Raw genomic sequence first — 15831 nt, 5'->3', positions numbered from 1 at the left:
ACAAGAACATGAGCTATGGTGCCTTGCACGTCGCGCGAACCGGTCTGGATGCCCAGGGCTTCCGGATGCAGGTGATCGCGAACAACCTCGCCAACGTGAACACCACGGGCTTCAAGCGCGACCGCGCCAATTTCGAGACGCTCGGTTATCAGATCATGACGCAGGCGGGGGCGCCCTCGTCGGCGGAAAACCGCTATGCGACGGGGCTCAACCTCGGCACCGGCGTCGAACTCGCGGGCACCTCGCGCATGGACACGCAGGGCACGCTGCAGACGACGGGCAACGCGCTCGACGTCGCGATCGAGGGCGCGGGCTATTTCCAGGTCCAGATGCCCGACGGGCGTATGGGTTATACGCGCGCGGGCAATTTCAACCGCTCGTCCGACGGCACGATCATCACCCCCGACGGCAAGCCGATCCAGCCGCAGATCCAGATCCCCGAGGATGCCACGGGCATCTCGATTGGCGCCGACGGCACCGTCTCGGCGACGATCGCCGGGCAGGCCGAGGCGACCGAACTCGGCCGGATCGAGATTGCGCGCTTTTCGAACCCCTCGGGGCTGCAGGCGATCGGCGACAATATCCTGATGGAAACCAACGCGTCGGGCGCGCCGTTGGTCGGCGCCGCGGGCGAGGAAGGGCGCGGCACGCTGCGCGGCGGGATGCTCGAGGGATCGAACGTCAACGTCGTCGAGGAACTCGTCGACATGATCGAGACCCAGCGCGCGTACGAGGTCAATTCCAAGATGATCCAGGCCACCGACGAGATGCTGAAAAATGCGACCCAGACTCTCTAAGCTGGCCTCCGGAGCGCTCTTCTTCGGCTTGCTCGCGGTTCCCGCCGCGGCCGAGGCGAAGAAGGACAAGATCGCGCCCGACGCCTTTTCGGTCACCTTGCCCGACCCGGTGCCGCCGGCGCCGCCGGCCAATGGCTCGATCTTCCAGGGCAGCTATGTCGCGCTCACCTCGGGCGCGCGCGCGGGGCAGGTAGGCGATATCCTGACGATCCAGCTCGTCGAGCGCACGATCGGGGCTAAAAGCAACAGCGCGGGTACCAACCGCGACGGCAGCTTCGGCCTGACCCCGCCGACCACCGGCCCCTTGTCGCTGTTCAACCCCAGCGACGTCGCGATGGGCGGCGGATCGCAGTTCAAGGGCAAGGGCGACGCCGCGCAGTCGAACATGCTGTCGGGCGAAGTCACCGTCACCGTCGCCGCGGTCTATCCGAACGGCACGATGCTGGTGAAGGGCGAGAAGCTCATCACGCTCAACCGCGGCGACGAACGCGTGCAGATCGCGGGCCTCGTCCGCGCCGCCGACGTCACCCCCGACAACCGCGTTTTGTCGACCCGCGTCGCCAATGCGCACATCCGCTACACCGGGAAGGGCGAGATCGCCCGCGCCAGCCAGCAGGGCTGGCTGCAGAAATTCTTCTCGATCATCAGCCCGTTCTGACCACGCCAGCGACCAAGGGACCATTATCGTGCCGATACGCCATGCCATCCTGACCTTCCTGACGCTCCTGATTGCCAGCTTCGCTTTTGCGGGCCCGGCAGAGGCGCAGCGCATCAAGGACATGGGCCAGTTCCAGGGCCTGCGCGCCAACCAGCTCACCGGCTACGGCGTCGTCGTCGGGCTCGCGGGCACGGGCGACGACAGCCTCGACTATTCGACTTTGGGCATGAAGGGCGCGGTGCAGCGCTTCGGTCTCACTTTGCCGGCCGGGGTGAACCCGGCGCTGAAGAATGCCGCGGCGGTGATGATCACCGCCGAACTGCCGCCCTTCGCCAAGCCCGGCCAGCGCCTCGACGTCACCGTCTCGGCGATCGGCAAGGCCAAGAGCCTGCGCGGCGGCACGCTGGTGCTCGCGCCGCTCTACGGCGCCGACGGCCAGATCTATGCGATGGTGCAGGGCAATCTCGTCATCGGCGGGCTCGGGGTCGATGCCGCCGACGGGTCGAAGCTGACGGTCAATGTCCCGTCGAGCGGCCGGATCGCCAATGGCGCGACGGTCGAGCGCGCGGTCGACACCGGCTTTGCCAGCAGCGAGATTTTGACCTTCAACCTTCACCAGTTCGACGCGACCAACGCCAAGAGCGTGACCGACGCGATCAACGCCGCGCTGCCCGGCACCGCGTCGATGATCGACGGCGCCAGCATCGCGATCCGCGCCGCGGGCGGCGGTGACGCCCGGATGCGGCTGATGTCGCAGATCGAGAATCTCGGCGTCCGGCGCACCGAGGCGGCCGCGAAGGTGATCGTCAACGCGCGCACCGGCACGGTGGTGATCAACGGCGCGGTGCGCGTCGGCACCGCCGCGGTGTCGCAGGGCAAGCTGACCGTCGCGATCAAGGAATCGCCGCGCGTCGTCCAGCCCGAACCCTTCAGCCGCGGCCAGACCGCGGTCGAGGAATCGAGCGACGTCGAGGTGACCGAGGAATATCGCCCGATGATGCTGGTCGCGCCGACCGCGTCGCTTTCCGAACTCGTCGATGCGATCAACCGCATGGGCGTTCCCCCCGGCGACCTCGTCGCCATCCTCGAGGCGCTGAGCCAGGCCGGCGCGCTCACAGCCGAGCTGGTGATCATATGACGACGCCCATCTCCTTCTCGTCGGCGACGCCGACCCCCGCTGCCGCCGGCGGCGGCGACGGCGGGCTGCGCAAGGCGGCCGAGGCTTTCGAAGCGGTGATCCTGCGCCAGCTGATGGCGTCGATGCGCCAGGCGAAGCTCGGCTCCGACATCTTCGGATCGAGCGCGACCGACAATTTCCGCGAAATGGCGGACGCCAAGACCGCCGACAGCATCGCCGCGATGCGCCAGTTCGGCATCGCCGACATGGTCGAGCGCCAGTTCCGCGGTGTGACGGGCAGCGGCCCGAGCAACCTCGGCGGAGGCGTGCAGTGAGCGACCTCCTCAGCATCGGCGCGAGCGGGCTCAAGGCCTATTCGCGCGCGATGACGACGATCGGCGACAATATCGCCAACGCCCAGACGCCGGGCTACGCCCGCCGCCGGTTAGCGCTCAATGAAATGGCGAGCGGCACCGAGTCCGCGCTCGTCGGGCGCAACGTCAGCCCCGGCGGCGTGGTGATCGGCGGGCTCACCCGCTCGGTCGATAAATGGCTGATCGACGACGCGCGCACTTCGTCGGGCGAGGCCGAGCGCGCCATGGCGCGGCTGTCGTGGATGACGCGGACCGAGGATGCGCTGAGCGACGACAGCAACGGCATTTCGACCAACCTCACCAAATTGTTCACCACCGCCGACAAGCTGACCGCCGATCCGAACAACCGCACGCTGCGCGCCGAATTCCTGCAGACGGCAAAGGATATCGCGACGGGATTCCAAGGCACCGCCAAGGAACTGGCGTCGATGTCCGAGGGGATCTCGGGCGAGGCTGCGACCGCGGTCGGCGAACTCAACGCCAATCTCGACGCGCTCGAGCGCATCAACGACGGGCTGCGCAAGGCGCGCCCGGGTTCGACCAACGAGGCGAGCCTGCTCGACGAGCGCGACCGGCTGGTCGACCAGATTTCGGCGCAGATGCCGGTGACCACCAGCTATGATGCCAAGGGTGCGGTGACCGTGCGCGCGGCGTCGTCGGGCGACATGCTCGTCGGCAATGCGACGGTCACCCATGTCACGGTGACGGCCGGCGCCGACGGGCGGCTGAGCTTCACGGCGGGCGGCGCGCCGCTCGACCCGGGTTCGGGCAATCTCGCCGGTCTCGCGCAGGCGGCCGACCATGTCGCGGGCCAGCGCAGCGGGCTCGACGCCGCGGCGGCGGCCTTCGCGGGCCAGCTCAACGCCGCGCACCAGGCGGGCACAGACGCCAATGGCAATGCGGGGCAGCCGCTGTTCAGCGGCACGACCGCCGCGACGCTGACCGCCACCGCGCTGTCGCCCGATCAGGTCGCTGCTGCCAATGCCAGCGGCTCGAACGGCAATATGCTCGCCATCGGCGGCATGCGCGGCGCGAACGATCCCGAAGCGGCCTGGTCGGGCCGCCTCGCCGAACAGGCGCAGGCGACCGCCTCGGCGCGCGCTCAGGGCGCCGCCGCCGCAACGCGCGCCGATGGCGCCGCCGCCGCGCGCGACAATGTCAGCGGGGTCGACCTCGACCAGGAAGCCGCCGACCTGCTGCGTTTCCAGCAGGCCTATTCGGCGGCCGCGCGCACGATCCAGGTCGCGCGCGAGACGATGCAAGCGCTGCTGAGCGCGATCTAGAGGGGCGCGAGAGATGATCAACGCCGTTGGCAACCGCATGACGCGCGAGATCGCGCGCCAGTCGAAGCTCTCCGATGCGCTCGACCGCATCCAGACGCAGATTTCGAGCGGCAAGAAATTGCTCCGCGCCTCCGACGATCCCGTCGCGTCGCGCCGCATCGCGACGATCGGCAAGGCGCAGGCGAGCAGCACGACCTGGGCCGCGAATATCAAGACCGCGTCGGCACAGGTGTCGCAGGCGGACACCACGCTCGGCTCGGTGGGCAATCTGCTCACGCGTGCGCGCGAGCTGACGCTGTCGGCGTCGACCGCGACGACCAATCCCGCCGACCGCGCGAGCATCGCCGCCGAACTGTCGGCGATCGCCGACGAGATCGACGGCTTCGCCGCGACGCGCGATTCGAACGGCGAGCCTTTGTTCGCCGCCAATGCCAAGCAGGTCCGCTTCGATGCCGATATCAGCTTTGCGCCGGTGCCTTCGGTCGCCGACGTCTTCGTCGTTGGCGGCAACAGCCTGTCGACCGGGCTGCGCGATGCGGCCGCCGCGATCACCAGCGGCGATGCCACGGCGATTGGCGCCGCGCTGACGACGCTCGGCGACAGCATCGGCCATGTGGCCGACCAGCGCGCCGCGATGGGTCTCTCGGCCGGACGTCTCGAACGCATCGGCGACAGCCTCGAGGCGCGCCGCATCACGCTTGCCGACGAGCGCAAGGATGTCGAGGACACCGACCTGTCGGTCGCGATCGCCGAGCTGAACGCGACCGATCTGACGCTGCAAGCCGCGCAGGCCGCCTTCGCGCGGATGAACCGCCAGACGCTGTTCGACATTTTGGGCTGAGCCGCGCGGGTAGGGGGCTAAATCTTTCGCCGCCACTGCCGTTAAGCATCAAGACGTCCCGTTTTTTCCCGGGGGTATCGGCCCCCGACTGGAGTTGTTCAGCATGTTCCCCGTCATCGGCATCATCGTTCTGATCCTGCTGGTCTTCGGGGGCTTCGCGCTGACGGGGGGCAATCTCGAGCCGGTGCTGCACGCGCTGCCGCACGAAATGCTGATCATCGGCGGCGCCGCGGTCGGGTCGCTGATCATCGGCAATTCGGGCAAGGAATTGAAGGCGCTAGGGGGCGGCTTCGGCAAGGTGTTCAAGGGGCCGACGTACAAGAAGGCCGACTATCTCGACTGCATCCTGCTCGTCTCGACGCTGATGAAGATGATGCGCACCGAGGGGCCGGTCGCGGTCGAGCCGCATATCGAGGATCCGGCGAGCTCGCCGATCTTCCAGCAATATCCCAAGCTTTTGAAGGACCAGACATTGGTCCACCTGATCTGCGACACGCTGCGCCTCGTCGTCGTGTCGTCGGGCACGCTCGACCCGCATGCGGTCGAGGAGGTGATGGACAGCGCGATCAAGAACCACCACCATCATGCGATCAAGCCCGCCGACGGGCTGCAGAGCCTGGCCGATGCGCTGCCTGCGCTGGGCATCGTCGCGGCGGTGCTCGGCGTCGTGAAGACGATGGGCTCGATCGACCAGCCGCCCGAGGTGCTCGGCGCGATGATCGGCTCGGCGCTCGTCGGGACCTTCCTCGGCGTGCTCCTCGCTTATGGCTTCGTCGGTCCCTTCGCGGGCCGCGCGCGCGCGGTGATCGAAAGCGACGCCGCCATCTATCAGACGGTCAAGCAACTGATCATCGCCTCGCTCCACGGCCATCCGCAGCCGCTGGTGATCGAGGCGGCGCGCTCGGGGGTCGACCATGACAACCAGCCGAGCTTCGCCGAGGTCTTCGACGGCATGCGAGGCCGGTAATGGCCGCGCGCCCGAATACTCCCCTACGCCCGATCATCGTCAAGAAGGTCATCGAGGCCCCGCACGCCGGCCACCACGGCGGCGCGTGGAAGGTCGCCTATGCCGACTTCGTGACCGCGATGATGGCCTTCTTCCTCCTGATGTGGCTGCTCGGCGCGACGACCGAGAAGCAGCGCAAGGCGCTCGCCGACTATTTTGCGCCGACGATCGTCCAGACCAAGCAGGACACCGCGGGTGCGACCGGGCTGTTCGGCGGCGACTCGCTGGTGGCGGCCGACAAATATCCGCACGGTGCGGCGCAGACCGGCACCAAGTCGATGACGATCCCGCGCGACGCCGAGGGCGGCCCGCGCGAGGCGTCGGGCCGCGAGCTGCAGCGCGCCAATTTCCAGAAGCTCGCCAAGTCGCTGCTGCGCGAGGTGCAGGCGAAAGCCGAGATCCGCCGGCTGGCGCCCAACATCCGCTTTACCGAGACGCGCGAGGGGCTGCGCATCGACATCGTCGACGACGCCAATTTCTCGATGTTCGTCGTCGGCACCAACCAGCTGACCCCCGACGCGTCGCGGCTGTTCGCCGAGATCGCCAGGATCGTCGCCGAGGTTCCGAACCAGGTGATGATCCGCGGGCACACCGACGCCAGCCCCTGGACAGCCAAGACGGGGATGAACAATTGGCGCCTGTCGGTCGAGCGCGCCGAGGTCGCCCGGCAATATCTCGCCTTCCGCGGCATCGGCTCGGACCGCTTCGCGCGCATCGAAGGGGTCGCCGATACCGAGCCCTATGTGCCGTCGGACCGATTCGATCCGCGCAACCGCCGCATCTCGGTCACCCTCGGCTGGGACACCGGCGGCCAATAGTTTCCGACAATTGGTGCCAATCTGGCAGCATTAAAATCCTTAACGACGCAGTTCCGCCGCGATTGCTGCCAGATTGGCAATAACCCTTTGTTTTGAAGGGGTTAGTTCACTTTGGTTAGCAGTTTATTTACCAGATTCCGCAATCTCTTGGGTCATCGAGAAGCGCCGAATTCGGGGGGCGCGGTGGAGATCGAAATGACCAAGGTGGGGACTTGCGGCGACCAGGCCGCGCTTGAAATGCTGATCATCGGGCACAGCCCTGCCGCGCAGCGCCTGCGCGACATGATCCGCCGCGTGGCACGTTCCAGCGCTTCGGTGATGCTCTGCGGCCCTTCGGGCTCGGGCAAGGAACTGGTGGCCCGCGCGATCCACGACGAAGGCGCCCGTTCGGCCAAGGCCTTTTCGGCGATCAACTGCGGCGCCATCCCCGGCGACCTCATCGAATCCGAACTTTTCGGGCATGAAAAGGGCAGCTTCACCGGCGCCCACGCCCGCCGCATCGGCCATTTCGAAGCGAGCGAGGGCGGCACGCTCTTCCTCGACGAAATCGGCGACATGCGTTTCGACATGCAGGTCAAACTGCTCCGCGTGCTCGAAGAGCGGACGATCGTCCGCGTCGGCAGCAGCGACGTGAAGGCCGTCGACGTCCGCGTCATCTCGGCCACTCACCAGGATCTCGGCGCCGCGATCGCCGATGGCAAGTTCCGCGAAGATCTCTTCTTCCGGCTCGGCGTGGTCGTCCTCCAGGTCCCCAGCCTGGCCGACCGCGTCGAGGATATTCCCGCGCTGATCCGCCATTTCCAGCGCAAGATGCCCGGCGAAGCCAAGTGCCGCTACGACGATGCCGCGATGGCGCTGCTGATGCAGCACCGCTGGCCGGGCAATGTCCGCGAGCTGCGCAATTTCGTCGAGCGCGCCAGCGTGCTGCACGGCGGCGAGACGCTCGGCGCCGAGGACGTCGTCCTTCTTTTGAACCCCACCGCCGCGCTTCAGCCGCGACAGGCCATCCCCACCGGCTTCGTCGCGGCTGAAGCCAGCGCGGACGATATTTCGCCGGCGATGCCCTTCGCCAAGGCGCCGGCCCCGGGCCGCCCGATCGATCTGAAGCGCGAGATCGAGACGATCGAGCTCGAGCAGATCCACGTCGCGCTCGACCTCGCCGACGGCATCATTTCGGAAGCGGCGCGTCTCCTGACGCTCAAGCGCACCACGCTCATCGAAAAGATGCGCAAATATGGAGTTCAGCAACAGGCAGCCTGAGCGTCCCCACCCGTCTCAGTGCCGCTGAATCGGCACCGGTTCGCTTCCCACCCCATACCAGTCCCCACCTTGGTCGCGGGGCAGGGGAGCGAGCCGGTGCCGAAGTTTTTTTGTTTGCTGGAGTTTGTGGTCGCATTGAGGGTGGAGAGCCGACGTTGCGACGATGGCGCTTGGAGGATCCCGATCGAGCACGCCTTGCGGACAAGGGGTCTGACATCTAGCGGTCAGCCATGGATGAATATGAAAAGGCCGCACTGGAAAGGCAATTCAGGCAAGCGTTCTACGTGCCCGCGCACCATAACTGGAAGTCGAAGCGCGGCCATTCTCATTGGATTGATTTGGAAGTTCTGCGCGATGGCCTAGCCGGACCACTATATGGCATCTTGGAAACTGGTGGCTGTAGCTATGTATATGGCCGCGAAGATGTCTATTTTTGCGGTGTGGATACCCCTGCGGCATTACGAGCGCGACTGCAGCAATGGCATATCGAGATAGTGGCGGCCATCGACAGGTTCGTGCCTGCTGCACCATCCGAATTAGCTGATCTAGTTTCGATGAGAAAGTTCGCATCCGACATCTGGACAGCTGTCGAAGCGGCGTGCGAAATCGAGCGTCGCCGTTGGGAAAACGTCGGCGGTCGATAGTTCGAATATCCGGCGGCTCTGTGTCGACATCGCCGACCCGACTCAAAACGATCCTAAAGTCCGCCACCGGCCGAAACCAGTCGCTGGCGATTTGACTACCGCAGCTGCCGCCAGGCGCTGCTCACCGTCTTCACGCCCTCCAGCAGCTCGTCGAGCCCTTCGGCGTCGTTCGCCGCCACGACCTTGTCGAGCTTGCGGCGCATGCTGCTATAGACGCGCGTCAGCGCCGCGGCGACGTCGCCGCCGGCCTGGTGATCGAGCCCGGCGTCCAGCCCGATCAGGATCGCGCGCGCGCGGTGCGCGGGTTCGGTGGCCGAAATCTGCTGGCCCTGCCGCACCATCGCGGCGAGCACGCCGATCGCGATCTCCAGCTCGTCATAGAGCATGGTGACCAGCTCGACGGGGTTTGCCCCGGCGGCGCGGCTTTCGCTTTGCATGCGCCGGTACTGGCCGGTCGCGCGGACTGTCGATGCGGTGGCTGCCACTGTCGGTCGACCTTAATTATTGCCCTGGTTGGACCACATCTCGATCTGTTGCTCGAGATAGCTTTGCGTCGCCTTGAGCGCCGCGAGTTTGGCATCGAGGCCGCCGAACTGCTTTTCCAGCCGCTTTTCATAGGCTTCCTCGCGCATCTCGATCTTTTCGAGCTGTTCGGCGAGCGACTCGCTCTTGGCGGTCAGCGATTTCGATATGCGGTCCATGACGCCGTCCGCGCCGATCGCCTTGTCGCGGATCGCGTCGAGCGCGAAGGCGATGCCGGGGTCGGTCGCCTCGGTGTGCGCGGCGTCGCGGCGCGGGTTGAAGATCGCCTCGACCGCGCCGGCGTCGGTCGCCAGCACCTTTTCCAGCTTCGCGGTATCGACGGCGAGCAGCCCGTCCTTCGTCGACCCGATGCCGATGTCGCTCAGCTTGTTGATGCTGCCATGGCTGGTCAGCACCTTGCCGACCAGCGCCTGCAACTCGCGTTCCAGCTCGCGCAGGCTCTGCGTCGCGCCCGACATTTTCGATGCCGACTGCAGGCTCTTCTTGAGCTGGTTATAGACGTCGACGAAATCGCCGATGGTCTGCTTGATCATGTCGAGCGGCCGGCTGGCGCCGATGTCGACCGGCTGGCCGGGCGCCGCTTTCTTCAGCGTCAGCGACATGCCGGGGACCACATCGTCGATGATGTTGCTGGCGCGGCTGAAGGCGATGCCGTCGAGGGTGAATTCGGCGTTGGCCGCGCTCTGGCCCAGCGTCATGCCGCCGCCCGAGCCATAAGCGAAACCCGACAATGCCGGGGTGGCGGTGTCGAGCGTGAAGGCATTGGCCGCCCCGGTCGGGCCCTTCAGGATCATCCGGTAGCCGCCGTCGGCGGCGATCACCGAGGCGGTGACGCCGGCGCCGCTGGCGTTGATCGCATTGGCGAGGCCGTCGAGGCTGTCGTTGGCGGCGCCGATGGTGATCGTCTTGGCGACCCCGCCGACGGTCAGCGTCATCGTCCCCTGGCCGATGGCGGCGCTCTTGTCGGCGACGACGCCTGAAAAGATGGTCTGCCCGCGCGCGAGCTGGGTGACCTCGACCGATGCGGCGAAATTGTCCGCCGACAGGCCGGCGCGCGCGGTGGCACTGAGCACGCTGTCGTCGGATACGGTGGGTGTGCTGCGCAGCGTGCCGTCGGAGACCATCTGGCCGAGCGAGTCGGCAAAGCCGTCGAGGTTCGAGCGCGCCTGCGCCAGCGCGCTGATCCGCGTCTGGTTCGCCTGGACCAGGCCGGTCATCCGCTCGATCTTGGGCTCGCGCGACGCCGCGGCGAGGTCCTTGACCAATTGCTGGGTGTCGATGCCCGATCCGAAACCGAGGCTGTTGGCGATTGAACTGACCATGCGCGCTATCCTTCGAAGCTGTTAACGGCAGCGCGCGGGGGAGTTTAAGCCTGTTTTCGACCGTCGGCGTCGTACCAGTGCGACGACGGCACCTCGATGTCGGGCTGCGCCAGCCCGTCGGCGACCGCGCGTTCGAGGCGGAAGACGAAGGCGAGGATCGTCGCGACCGCGACGAACAGTTCCTCGGGGATCACGCGCCCCGGGCGCGCGGTGAAATAGATCGCACGCGCGAGCTGCGGATATTCGAGGATCGGCACGTCGGTGCCGCGCGCGAGTTCGCGGATCGCGAGCGCGACGTCGCCGCGGCCGCGCGCGACGACCACCGGCGCGGCGTCGATGCCGGGGCGATAGCGCAACGCGACTGAGAAATGCGTCGGGTTGGTCAGGATCACCGTCGCCTCTGACACCGCCTTGCGCGCCGAGCCGCTCAGCATCTCGTGCGCGCGCTGGCGCTGCGCCTGCTTGAGCTCGGGCGCGCCGTCGGACTGGCGCATCTCTTCCTTGATTTCCTGCTTGCTCATCATCAGCCGCTTGCGGCGTTGCAGCCACTGCACCGGCACGTCGATCAGCGCGATGACGACGAGCCCGCCGGCCATCACCAGCACCGACTGCGCGACCGCCTGGCCGGCGAGGCCGATCGCCGAATGCAGGTCGCTCGACGCCATCTGGACGATTGCGGGCAAATTCTTGGCGATCAGCCAATAGCCGATCGTGCCGAGCAGAAGCACTTTGGCGAGAGCCTTGCCGAGCTCGGTCGCGCCCTGCATGCCGAACATGCGCTTGAGCCCGCTCATCGGGTTCATGCGATTGCCCTTGAAGCCGAGCGCCTTGCCGCGCCAGCCCATCGAACCGAGCAGTGCCGGACCCGCGAAGGCCGCGAGCAGCGCCGCGGCGAACAGGCTCGCGAGCGGCAGCAGCACCTCGGTCCCGTTGCGCAGAAGCGCCTCGCCGGGCGCGAAATCGGTGATGTCGCCGCGGTCGAGCGTCAGCCCGCGCGAGACGAGTTCGCCGACGGTGCGCACGAACCAGCCGCCCGCGGCGACCAGCCAGCCCGCCGCGACGAGCATCATCAGCGCGGTCGCGAGCTCGCGCGACTGCAGCACATCGCCCTCGCGCGCGGAGTCCGCGAGCTTCTTGGGCGTCGGGAGTTCTGTCTTCTGGTCCTTCTCGGTCGTCCCCGACATGGCTCAGCCCCCCGCGACCATGCGCGCGGCGTCGAGCGCGTCGGACAGGATCTGCGCGAGCCCCTCGGCCATCACCGGGGTGGCGACGCCGAGCAGCACGACGCCGGCGAGCAGGGTCGCCGGGATGCCGACCGCGAACAGGTTGAGCGCGGGCGCCGAGCGGCCGATCACGCCCATGATGATCTGGACGAGGATCAGGACGAAGCCGACGGGCAGGGCGATCGTCAGCCCCGCGGCGAACATCAGGCTGCCGAAGCGGATGATGCCCTCGATCGTCTGCCACGAAGGGAAGGCGTTGCCGGGCGGCAGCGCGCTATAGCTGTCGACGATGATCGAAATCAGCACCAGATGCCCGTCGGCGGCGAGGAAGATCGCGGTCGCGAGCATCGAGAGGAACTGCCCGATCGCCGAGCTCGACGCGCCGCTCAAGGGATCGACCATCGACGCGAAGCCGAGGCCCGTCGCGTTGCTGATCGCCTCGCCCGCGAGCAACGCGGCGGCGAGCCCCATCTGGAGCACGAAGCCCATGGCGAGGCCGATGACGACCTCGCCGATCACCAGGAAGAAGCCGGGGACCGAGACGATCCCCTCGGGCGGCAGGGTCATGCCCGACGCCGCGACCGCGGGCACGCCGACCGCGAGCGCGATGACGAGGCGAAGCTGGACCGGAACGTTCGCCGCGCCGAACACCGGCGCCGCGAGAAAGCAGGCGCCGGGGCGGATCATGCCGAGCATCCACAGCTGCAGCATCGCCTCCACATTGGGGATGTCGGCGGGGGTCATCGGTCCCGGGCTAACGCACCAGCGTCGGGATCTGCGCGAAGATTTCGCGGGTGAAGTCGGTGAGCAGCACCAATATGCTGCCGCCGAAGATCGCGAGGCAGATCGCGGCGACGATCAGCTTGGGCACGAAGGTCAGGGTCTGCTCGTTGATCGAGGTCGCCGCCTGCACCATGCCGAGCAGTACGCCGACGATCAGGATCGGGATCAGCAAAGGCGCGGTCGCGAGCGCGAGGATCCACAGCGACTGCTGCGCGACCCCAACGAAATAATCGGCTTCCACCGCGCTACGTCCCGAATGACGCCGCTAGCGAGCCCATCGTGAGCGCCCAGCCGTCGACGAGGACGAAGAGCAGCAGCTTGAAGGGCATCGATATGATCGTCGGCGACAGCATCATCATGCCGAGCGACATCAAGGCCGATGCGACGATCAGGTCGATGATCAGGAAGGGCAGGAAAATGAGGAAGCCGATCTGGAAGGCGGTCTTGAGTTCGCTGGTGACGAAAGCGGGGAGCAGGATCGAGAAGGGAACGTCCTTCGGGCTCGCATAGCTGGGCGCCTTGGCGATCTTGGCGAACATCATCAGGTCGGACTTGCGCGTCTGGGTGAGCATGAAGCCGTGCAGCGCATCGCCCGAGCGCGTCACTGCGGTGCCGATGTCGATCTGTTCCTGGCCATAGGGTTCGATCGCGACGCGGTTCACCTCGGTGATCACCGGCGCCATCACGAACAGCGACAGGAAGAGGCTCAAACCCACGAGCACCTGGTTCGGCGGGGTCTGTTGCAGCCCGAGCGCGTGGCGCAGGATCGACAGCACGATGATGATGCGCGTGAAGCTGGTCATCATGAGGAGCAGCGACGGCAGCACCGTCAGCAGGCTCATCAGCAGCAGGATCTGCAGCGACAGCGACAGCGGGCGGCCATCGCCGCCGATCTCGTTCACCGCGCGGGTGAGCCCGCTCGCTTCCTGCGCATAAGCCGCGGGCGCCGCGATCAGCAGCGCCACGCCGCCGGCGATCGCCGCGGCGCGCAGCCAATGTCTCTTAGTCGACATGGAAGTCGCCCTGGCTGTTGTCGGCGAGGCGGGTGACCGCGCCGCGCGAGACCGAGAGCAGGATGCGCTGCCCGGCGAATTCGACGACGGTCAGCTTGGTCCCGGGGCCCAGCGGCAGCACGTCGATCATCTCGATCGCGCGCGTCCGCTTCGCGCCCTGTCCGGGCAGCTGGAGCGTGCCCATCTGGACCTTTTTCCACAGCCACAGGCTGCCCCACGCCATGCCGCCGACGAGCGGCAGCAGGATGAGGAGGCGCAGGATATATTCGAACATCAGGCCCTCCGGTCGAACCCGGCGAGGCCGCGGTCGGGGGCGACGACTTCGGCGACCTGGATCCCGTAGCGGCCGTCGACGTTGACGATCTCGCCGCGCGCGATCAGCGTGCCATTGGCATAGATGTCGAGCAGCTCGTTGGCGGCGCGATCAAGCTCGACGACGCTGCCTTCGGACATGGCGAGCAGTTCGGCGAGCGTCATCGAGGTCGATCCGACCTCGACCGACACGCGCAGCGACACGCCCGCGAGCAGGTCGAAATTGGGCGCCGCCGCCATGTCCTTGGCTCCGCGGCGTTCGCCGCGCGCGGGGGCTTCGCTGAGATCACTCATCGTCCGATCCTCTTTCGATATGCTCGATCATTATGGCCGCATTTCCATTCGCTTCGCCGATGCTCCCGGCGGCGAAATGCCGACCGGCGACGGTTACCGGAACATTGCGCGGAATGGTTAACGGAATGATATCACCGACCTCCAAAGCGAGCAGTTTGACCAAAGAAATTTCGGGACGCGCCAGGACCGAGCGCACCGGCAGGCGAACGGTCTTCAATGCGCTGTTCAGCGTCGCGGTCCATTCGGCGTCGGCGGGGGCTTCGTCGCGGACATCGGGGCCCGATTCGACGTCGGCGATGCCGCGCAGCGCCGCGACCGGATAGGCGCAGGCGATGGTGCGGCCGTCGAGCACGCCGCCGCGCAAAGTGAAGCGCTGGACCAGCAATTCGTCGTCGGCGCGCACCGCGGCGAGCTTGGCGCTGTCGGTCGTCACGCAGTCGAGTTCGGGCGCCATCTTGTCGCCCCAGGCGGCGGCGAGCTGCAGCCCGAGGTCGCGGCCGAGGCGCGCGGCGAAGCGGTCCTCGGCGTCGGTCAGATCCTCGCGCTCGCTGGCGAGCTGGCCCTTGCCGCCATAGAAGATGTCGACGAGCTGGAGGATCAGCGGGCGCGCGCCGGCGAGCAGCACCGGGCCTTTCAGCGGCGGGGCGTGGTAGCGCCAGAAGATCGCCGGCGCGGCGGCGGCGCACCAGTCGGCGAAGCGGACGCGCTTGGCGGGTTCGCGCTCGACCTGCACCGTCGGCGCGCCGAGCGCGCGGATGAGGTCGCGCAAGCTACGCGCGAACTGGTTCGCGACGCCCTCGATCACGGGGAAGGCATAACCGTCCTCGGCCTTGCGCAGCAGCAGCGACGCGGTCGCGTCGTCGGCGGCGGGCTTGGCGGTCGGCGCTTTCGGCGCCTTGAAGGGATTGCCCTTGGCGCTCACTGGATCACCATGTTCGTGAAATAGACATTGTCGATGCCGCCGAAGCCTTCCTTGTCGCGCAGCACCTGGTTGATCGCGCCGGTCAGCTGGCGCTGGAGCGACTGCTTGCCGTGCGAGGTCGAGAGCAGGGCAGGATCCTGTTCGGCGAGCACCATCAGCACCGCCGAGCGGATCGGCACGTCCTGGCGGCGGATGTTCGCGATGACCTTGCCGTCATAATAGGTCGACAGGCTGATCCCGACCTGCAGGAAACCCGACCCGTCGGCGAGGTTCGTGGTGAAGCTCTGCTCGATCGGATAATAGGTGATCTCATATTTGCGCGGATCGACCTTGAACTTGTCGTTCGGGACCGAGACGGTGCCGACCTTCGGCGGGGCTTCTTCCTTCTTGCCCTCGGCCACGGGTTCTTCCTCGCCCTCGCTGCGCACGACGAGCTTGGGATAGAAATCCTCGGGCTTGGGCGCGGTCTTGGCCATGCCGACCCCGAAATACATGCCCGCCCCGGCGCCGGCGCCGATCAGCACCGCGGCGCCGACGGTGATCATCAGCAGCTTCTTCATCTTGCCGCCCTTCTTCGGCGCGGCGGCTTCGGTCTTGTCCTTGGTCATCGGTCGGCTCCTG

General features: G+C 67.0%; 20 protein-coding genes. 10 read left to right on the top strand and 10 right to left on the bottom strand.

The window, feature by feature from the left end:
* Nucleotides 1-8: 8 nt before the first annotated feature.
* From flgG to ATE62_RS23225, 10 genes are all read left to right on the top strand, one after another.
* Nucleotides 9-797 carry a flagellar basal-body rod protein FlgG gene (flgG, locus tag ATE62_RS06840; RefSeq protein ID WP_058808067.1) on the top strand — a complete coding sequence of 263 codons (789 nt, stop codon included), beginning with the start codon at nucleotides 9-11 and terminating at the stop codon, nucleotides 795-797.
* Entirely contained in the window at nucleotides 778-1455 is a 678-nt protein-coding gene (locus ATE62_RS06835; protein ID WP_058808066.1) for a flagellar basal body L-ring protein FlgH, read from the top strand. Before flgG ends, ATE62_RS06835 begins: the two co-directional genes overlap by 20 nt.
* Nucleotides 1456-1483: 28 nt before the next feature.
* Complete coding sequence (locus tag ATE62_RS06830) at nucleotides 1484-2593, top strand: flagellar basal body P-ring protein FlgI (protein ID WP_443028855.1); 1110 nt, start codon at nucleotides 1484-1486, stop codon at nucleotides 2591-2593.
* Entirely contained in the window at nucleotides 2590-2907 is a 318-nt protein-coding gene (locus ATE62_RS06825; protein ID WP_082662646.1) for a rod-binding protein, read from the top strand. Before ATE62_RS06830 ends, ATE62_RS06825 begins: the two co-directional genes overlap by 4 nt.
* Complete coding sequence (gene flgK, locus ATE62_RS06820) at nucleotides 2904-4229, top strand: flagellar hook-associated protein FlgK (RefSeq protein ID WP_058808065.1); 1326 nt, start codon at nucleotides 2904-2906, stop codon at nucleotides 4227-4229. The genes ATE62_RS06825 and flgK overlap by 4 nt, the downstream gene beginning before the upstream one ends.
* Before the next feature lie 13 nt (nucleotides 4230-4242).
* A complete protein-coding gene (locus ATE62_RS06815) occupies nucleotides 4243-5070 on the top strand; it encodes a flagellin (protein WP_058808064.1) in 828 nt (275 codons plus the stop codon).
* Nucleotides 5071-5173: 103 nt separating this feature from the next.
* The gene (gene motA / locus ATE62_RS06810) at nucleotides 5174-6037 is read left to right on the top strand and encodes a flagellar motor stator protein MotA (protein WP_058808063.1); all 864 of its coding nucleotides are present in this window, start codon (nucleotides 5174-5176) and stop codon (nucleotides 6035-6037) included.
* Complete coding sequence (locus ATE62_RS06805; RefSeq protein WP_058808062.1) at nucleotides 6037-6894, top strand: flagellar motor protein MotB; 858 nt, start codon at nucleotides 6037-6039, stop codon at nucleotides 6892-6894. Before motA ends, ATE62_RS06805 begins: the two co-directional genes overlap by 1 nt.
* 195 nt (nucleotides 6895-7089) lie before the next feature.
* Nucleotides 7090-8154 carry a sigma-54 interaction domain-containing protein gene (locus ATE62_RS06800; RefSeq protein ID WP_058808098.1) on the top strand — a complete coding sequence of 355 codons (1065 nt, stop codon included), beginning with the start codon at nucleotides 7090-7092 and terminating at the stop codon, nucleotides 8152-8154.
* Between the two features lie 230 nt (nucleotides 8155-8384).
* The gene (locus ATE62_RS23225) at nucleotides 8385-8798 is read left to right on the top strand and encodes a hypothetical protein (protein ID WP_156420534.1); all 414 of its coding nucleotides are present in this window, start codon (nucleotides 8385-8387) and stop codon (nucleotides 8796-8798) included.
* 95 nt (nucleotides 8799-8893) lie between these two features.
* Here the strand turns inward: ATE62_RS23225 and ATE62_RS06795 are convergent, their stop codons facing one another.
* Genes ATE62_RS06795 through ATE62_RS06750 form a run of 10 tightly spaced genes read right to left on the bottom strand, consistent with a single transcriptional unit; the run spans nucleotide 8894 to nucleotide 15818 of the window.
* Nucleotides 8894-9283: a flagellar export chaperone FliS gene (locus tag ATE62_RS06795; protein ID WP_058808061.1), complete on the bottom strand. Its 390-nt coding sequence runs from the start codon at nucleotides 9281-9283 to the stop codon at nucleotides 8894-8896.
* A 12-nt stretch (nucleotides 9284-9295) separates the two neighbouring features.
* Nucleotides 9296-10663 carry a flagellar filament capping protein FliD gene (gene fliD, locus ATE62_RS06790; protein ID WP_058808060.1) on the bottom strand — a complete coding sequence of 456 codons (1368 nt, stop codon included), beginning with the start codon at nucleotides 10661-10663 and terminating at the stop codon, nucleotides 9296-9298.
* Nucleotides 10664-10707: 44 nt separating this feature from the next.
* A complete protein-coding gene (flhB, locus tag ATE62_RS06785; RefSeq protein WP_058808059.1) occupies nucleotides 10708-11847 on the bottom strand; it encodes a flagellar type III secretion system protein FlhB in 1140 nt (379 codons plus the stop codon).
* 3 nt (nucleotides 11848-11850) lie between these two features.
* A complete protein-coding gene (fliR, locus tag ATE62_RS06780) occupies nucleotides 11851-12630 on the bottom strand; it encodes a flagellar biosynthetic protein FliR (protein WP_058808058.1) in 780 nt (259 codons plus the stop codon).
* 10 nt (nucleotides 12631-12640) lie between these two features.
* Nucleotides 12641-12910 (bottom strand): flagellar biosynthetic protein FliQ, encoded by a 270-nt coding sequence (locus ATE62_RS06775; protein WP_058808057.1) that lies wholly within the window; start codon nucleotides 12908-12910, stop codon nucleotides 12641-12643.
* 4 nt (nucleotides 12911-12914) lie between these two features.
* The gene (gene fliP / locus ATE62_RS06770; protein ID WP_058808056.1) at nucleotides 12915-13682 is read right to left on the bottom strand and encodes a flagellar type III secretion system pore protein FliP; all 768 of its coding nucleotides are present in this window, start codon (nucleotides 13680-13682) and stop codon (nucleotides 12915-12917) included.
* Nucleotides 13672-13956 (bottom strand): flagellar biosynthetic protein FliO, encoded by a 285-nt coding sequence (locus ATE62_RS06765; protein ID WP_056349463.1) that lies wholly within the window; start codon nucleotides 13954-13956, stop codon nucleotides 13672-13674. The genes fliP and ATE62_RS06765 overlap by 11 nt, the downstream gene beginning before the upstream one ends.
* Nucleotides 13956-14288, bottom strand: a complete 333-nt coding sequence (gene fliN, locus ATE62_RS06760) for a flagellar motor switch protein FliN (RefSeq protein ID WP_058808055.1) — start codon at nucleotides 14286-14288, stop codon at nucleotides 13956-13958. The genes ATE62_RS06765 and fliN overlap by 1 nt, the downstream gene beginning before the upstream one ends.
* Nucleotides 14281-15210 (bottom strand): FliM/FliN family flagellar motor switch protein, encoded by a 930-nt coding sequence (locus ATE62_RS06755; RefSeq protein WP_058808054.1) that lies wholly within the window; start codon nucleotides 15208-15210, stop codon nucleotides 14281-14283. The genes fliN and ATE62_RS06755 overlap by 8 nt, the downstream gene beginning before the upstream one ends.
* On the bottom strand, nucleotides 15207-15818 hold the full coding sequence (locus ATE62_RS06750) for a flagellar basal body-associated FliL family protein (protein ID WP_058808053.1): 612 nt from the start codon (nucleotides 15816-15818) through the stop codon (nucleotides 15207-15209). Before ATE62_RS06750 ends, ATE62_RS06755 begins: the two co-directional genes overlap by 4 nt.
* Nucleotides 15819-15831: the final 13 nt, after the last annotated feature.

The organism is Sphingopyxis sp. HIX (assembly GCF_001468285.1).
Taxonomy (GTDB): Bacteria; Pseudomonadota; Alphaproteobacteria; order Sphingomonadales; family Sphingomonadaceae; genus Sphingopyxis.
Note: the sequence above shows the minus strand (reverse complement) of the source record. Positions and strands in the feature narration are given on the sequence as shown.

What these genes read in the sequence shown, in the direction of transcription:
- flgG (WP_058808067.1), top strand. Translation starts at nt 9, where the DNA reads ATGAGCTATGGTGCCTTGCACGTCGCGCGAACCGGTCTGGATGCCCAG.
- ATE62_RS06835 (WP_058808066.1), top strand. Translation starts at nt 778, where the DNA reads ATGCGACCCAGACTCTCTAAGCTGGCCTCCGGAGCGCTCTTCTTCGGC.
- ATE62_RS06825 (WP_082662646.1), top strand. Translation starts at nt 2,590, where the DNA reads ATGACGACGCCCATCTCCTTCTCGTCGGCGACGCCGACCCCCGCTGCC.
- ATE62_RS06815 (WP_058808064.1), top strand. Translation starts at nt 4,243, where the DNA reads ATGATCAACGCCGTTGGCAACCGCATGACGCGCGAGATCGCGCGCCAG.
- motA (WP_058808063.1), top strand. Translation starts at nt 5,174, where the DNA reads ATGTTCCCCGTCATCGGCATCATCGTTCTGATCCTGCTGGTCTTCGGG.
- ATE62_RS06805 (WP_058808062.1), top strand. Translation starts at nt 6,037, where the DNA reads ATGGCCGCGCGCCCGAATACTCCCCTACGCCCGATCATCGTCAAGAAG.
- ATE62_RS06800 (WP_058808098.1), top strand. Translation starts at nt 7,090, where the DNA reads ATGACCAAGGTGGGGACTTGCGGCGACCAGGCCGCGCTTGAAATGCTG.
- ATE62_RS23225 (WP_156420534.1), top strand. Translation starts at nt 8,385, where the DNA reads ATGGATGAATATGAAAAGGCCGCACTGGAAAGGCAATTCAGGCAAGCG.
- fliD (WP_058808060.1), bottom strand. Translation starts at nt 10,663, where the DNA reads ATGGTCAGTTCAATCGCCAACAGCCTCGGTTTCGGATCGGGCATCGAC.
- flhB (WP_058808059.1), bottom strand. Translation starts at nt 11,847, where the DNA reads ATGTCGGGGACGACCGAGAAGGACCAGAAGACAGAACTCCCGACGCCC.
- fliR (WP_058808058.1), bottom strand. Translation starts at nt 12,630, where the DNA reads ATGACCCCCGCCGACATCCCCAATGTGGAGGCGATGCTGCAGCTGTGG.
- fliP (WP_058808056.1), bottom strand. Translation starts at nt 13,682, where the DNA reads ATGTCGACTAAGAGACATTGGCTGCGCGCCGCGGCGATCGCCGGCGGC.
- ATE62_RS06765 (WP_056349463.1), bottom strand. Translation starts at nt 13,956, where the DNA reads ATGTTCGAATATATCCTGCGCCTCCTCATCCTGCTGCCGCTCGTCGGC.
- fliN (WP_058808055.1), bottom strand. Translation starts at nt 14,288, where the DNA reads ATGAGTGATCTCAGCGAAGCCCCCGCGCGCGGCGAACGCCGCGGAGCC.
- ATE62_RS06750 (WP_058808053.1), bottom strand. Translation starts at nt 15,818, where the DNA reads ATGACCAAGGACAAGACCGAAGCCGCCGCGCCGAAGAAGGGCGGCAAG.